This window comes from Succinimonas sp. (genome assembly GCF_045225735.1).
Taxonomy (GTDB): Bacteria; Pseudomonadota; Gammaproteobacteria; order Enterobacterales; family Succinivibrionaceae; genus Succinimonas.
Map to the genome: position 1 here is coordinate 1 of NZ_JBGVBR010000331.1, position 4,179 is coordinate 4,179.

General features: G+C 50.8%; 3 protein-coding genes. All 3 read left to right on the plus strand.

From position 1 onward, the window contains the following. The first annotated feature begins 38 nt into the window (after positions 1–38). A complete protein-coding gene (locus tag ACJROR_RS11835) occupies positions 39–1,235 on the plus strand; it encodes an amino acid aminotransferase (RefSeq protein WP_406547206.1) in 1,197 nt (398 codons plus the stop codon). A 386-nt stretch (positions 1,236–1,621) separates the two neighbouring features. After that, complete coding sequence (locus ACJROR_RS11840) at positions 1,622–3,010, plus strand: hypothetical protein (RefSeq protein WP_406547204.1); 1,389 nt, start codon at positions 1,622–1,624, stop codon at positions 3,008–3,010. Between the two features lie 269 nt (positions 3,011–3,279). Beyond that, a partial coding sequence (locus tag ACJROR_RS11845) for a flagellin (RefSeq protein ID WP_406547205.1) occupies positions 3,280–4,179 on the plus strand: 900 nt, incomplete at its 3' end.

Consider the following 4,179-nt stretch of genomic DNA (forward strand, 5'->3'; position numbering starts at 1 on the left):
TTATCAGATCTTTCTTCCTGAACAATATGGGTACAAACATGTTTTTTGAAAAAATTGCAGCCGCTCCGGCAGATCCTATTTTAGGTCTTACAGAAGAATTCAAGAATGATCCCCGTCCTGAAAAAATTAACCTGGGCGTTGGCATCTTCAAGAACAACCAGGGTCAGACTCCGATTCTCAAGTGCGTTAAGAAGGCAGAGGAAATTATTCTGGCCACCGAGAAGACCAAGAGCTATCTGCCCATCGTCGGCGCTCCGGAATACGGCAAACTGGTTCGCGAGCTGGTTCTGGGCCGGGACAGCGAGATTATCAAAGACGATCGCGCCCGTACTGCTCAGGCTCCCGGCGGCACCGGAGCTCTCCGTGTTGGCGCTGACTTCCTGAAGCAGCAGAATGTAACTGCTAAGATTTGGATCTCCGATCCCACCTGGGCCAACCATATGCAGGTATTCGGGAAGGCCGGTCTGGAAATCGGCCGCTATGCCTACTATGACAAGGCCAGCCAGGGACTGGATTTTGAGGGCATGAAGAATGACCTCAAGACCAAGGCCAAGGCCGGCGATGCCGTGCTGCTCCATGCCTGCTGCCACAATCCCACCGGTATTGATCCCACCCCCGTTCAGTGGGAAGAGCTGGCTCAGCTTACCGCCGAGCTCGGTCTCCTGCCGTTCTTTGACTTTGCCTATCAGGGCTTCGGCAACGGCATTGAAGAGGATGCTCTCGGCATCAGAACCTTCCTGAAGCACCACAAGGAAATTCTGGTAGCCAGCTCCTTCTCCAAGAACTTCGGTCTTTACAACGAGCGTATCGGCGCCATCACCATTGTTTCCGCTAACAAGGACGACGCTGACCGGGTATTCTCCCAGCTTAAGATCGCCGTCCGCGCCAACTTCTCCAATCCTCCGGTGCACGGCGCCAGCATCGTTACCACCGTGCTTTCCGATCCCGAACTCCGCGCCATGTGGGAGAACGAGGTTAAGGAAATGCGGGATCGCATCAAGGAAATGCGTTCTCTCCTGGTGGAGAAGCTTAAGGAACGCAATGCCAAGGTTGATTTCTCCTTCATTAACAACCAGTACGGCATGTTCTCCTTCTCCGGTCTCAGCAAGGAGCAGGTAGCCCGTCTCAAGACCGAATTCGGCATTTACATTGTAGGAAGCGGCCGCATCAGCGTGGCCGGTATTACCACCGCCAACATCGATCCGCTGTGCGATGCCATTGTGAAGGTGCTGTAAATCCGGCATCAGGCTTTCCGGTGTCCCCGGAATCCCAGCAGGTTCGGTATTGAATATAAGCCGTGTCCCCGAGGATGCGGCTTTTTTGCTGTCTGGTGCAGGGCTGGCTGCGGTGATATTGGCGCCGGAGGGCGGCTAACAGCAAGGCGATTTTTTCCCGAAACAGGTTTCAGAACCGGCAAATTTACTGCAGCCGCGCCGGCACGAAACACATTTGCGGGCTGTAAAAGCAAATTCTGCTGTTATTTTTTTGAATTATTTGCCATCTATATGGCTGATGCTGTAACTTCTGATTCGGTGATACGTTGTTTCAGTGACAATAAATGATTCCGTAATATCCAAAACGGTAAACTTTCTTTCCGGCTTACTAATGAACGAGGTGTTTTATGTCAGATTTTAACATGGCTGCTTTGGATTCCTTTAACAGGGCCATCAGCGATAACGATAACGCAATTGTGAATGTTGATCGGGAGAATAACAACCGTCTCAAGTACAACGGTACCTTTAGATCCGCTAATATTTTCCGGTGGATGCGCTCTCCGGCAACCAAGGCTGCTAACAACGAAGTCCGGACTCAGCTTTTAAAATCCCTGGGCGAGGCCTATGGACTTAATGGAATGACCACCAGATCTGACGGCAAGGTAAAATTTTCTCAGGATTTTATAAACAATCTGCGGAGTCGTCTGGGAGCGGAGCTGAAGATCGAGGATTTCGGCATCAACCGGGACGGCCTGGTTACCTCGGGAAGACCTCTTACAGTAAGACGCATAAAAGAGATTATTGCCAAGGCCTCTGGACCTGATTTGAATGTCCGTACCGCTTCTAATGTCAATACCTCTGCTTCTAATTTGATTATCAATACCGCTTCTTCTGGTTCTGAGAGCGACTTTGACATCAATTCATACAAGAATAAGCTGAATGAAGCCTTTAAAAAGATGAAAGATAATGGTCTGGGCGGAATCACAGGCGCTCAGACGTGTCTCTCCTTTTTGGAAAAACTCGGTTCAAACCCTCTGGTGCGAGAAGATCCGGATTACGATTTCTTATGTGTTACGAGCAATGATGAGGAAGAGCGTGAAAAACTGGTTCGTTTCCAGTATTACGATGTGAATCAGCAAAAATACGTGCCCATGAAGAGGATCGATGACCTCGCGAACTATCTGAATGACAAGGACACATTGGGAATGCCCATTCATTTGGAAAACCAGTCTTTCCGTCCTCAAAAATATAAAGAAGGTGACAAGCACGGTCCGGAAGCTGTGGAGAAGTATGTTAAGCACAATATCACCGAATATGTTCGGCTCGTGGCAGATCTTTATTACGATTGCAAGAAGGCCGGCAAGCTTAATGATTATGAGTCTAAAATGAGATACCCCGGCGGCTGCCTTGAAGCTCGGCTCACAAATGCTTCTGAATTCAAGGAGAAGCTTGGTGTGACTGAGCTTTCCGATAACGAGGTTGATAATGTTCGGGATATGCAGAGACTTGCTGATACCGGCGAAAAAGTGCCACTCCATAATTGCATATTTGCGGAACTTAATGCCATCATCAGCGATCCCAATGCCGAGCAGGGCGATGACTGGAATGCGTATGCTGACAGAGTCAAGAAAAATCTCTGCGGCAAGAAGCACCCGATTACCGAGATTTATGTCAATGAGCAGGGCCAGACTGCTTACCGGCCGGTAATGCAGAACGGCAAGCCGCTGGTGCGGGAGATCACCGCGCAGGATCTCGATGAAATCGGCCCTAAGATTTACGAGAGCATTTATGAATAGTGTTCAGCGCCCGAAAGGCCGCTCAGCATAACAGCCGCGCCGGAGCCGAAAACTCCGGCGCTTCTGTTTCCAGGCAAGGGACTGTATTTCTTTTAACTCTGCTTTTTAAAACTCGGCTTTTTGATAATGGTCACGTTTTGGTTAAATTTTGTTCATGGCTCTGAAAAATCGGTAAAGATAATTCAGCCGGAGCCGCTCAATGATCAAAAGTCTCTGCTCCTGAGACGTTATTACTATAACAACTCGAACATCTTTGAGAGGAACATAAAATGGCACTGTATGTCAATACCAATGCCTCGTCGCTGAATGCGCAGCGCATGATGGCAAACTCCACCAACGCCCTGGACACCTCCTACAAGCGTCTGGCCTCCGGCCTCAGAATCAACAGCGCCAAGGACGATGCCGCAGGCCTGCAGATTTCCGACCGACTGACTTCCCAGATAAACGGCCTTAATCAGGGCAACCGCAATGCTCAGGACGGCATTTCCCTGGCCCAGACCGCTGAAGGCGCCATGGACGAAATGACCAATATGTACCAGCGCATCCGCACCCTGGCTCTCCAGTCCGCCAACGGCACCAACTCCCAGGCGGATCGGGACGCTCTCCAGCAGGAGGTAACCCAGCTCTGCTCCGAAATCGACCGCATCACCAAGGACACCACCTTTGCGGGGGAGAAGATTCTTACCGGAGCCAAGTCAACGAACAAGGATCTGGCAGCTGCCGATACTGTCGCAAATTACAGCAGATCCTCGGCCACGGTGGATTTCCAGGTAGGCGCTGACACCAATCAGAAGATTTCCGTAAGTCTGGGGCTCGGTGATGACGGCCTCGGCTTCAGCGTCAAGGATGTGGCCCTGTCTGTGGGAGCTACCAAGGCTGCTGCCATTACCGCTGATGCTACCAAGTACCTTAAGGCCAACGGCGATGAGCTCACCTTCGACATCAGCTCTGCGACTACGGCTCAGAACACTCTGGCTAACATTGATAAATTCATTGCCGCTGTTGACGGCAAGAGAGCCGAGCTGGGCGCTACCCAGAACCGTCTGGAATCCACCATCAGAAACCAGAGCAACGTGGCTGAAAATGTTTCCGCTGCCAGAAGCCGTATCCGCGACACTGACTTCGCTTCCGAGACTGCGGCCATGACCCAGCAGAACATTATCCAGCAG

Bases quoted from the DNA above. Each gene is read 5' to 3' on its own strand.
- ACJROR_RS11835 (WP_406547206.1), top strand. From the start codon at position 39: ATGTTTTTTGAAAAAATTGCAGCCGCTCCGGCAGATCCTATTTTAGGT.
- ACJROR_RS11840 (WP_406547204.1), top strand. From the start codon at position 1,622: ATGTCAGATTTTAACATGGCTGCTTTGGATTCCTTTAACAGGGCCATC.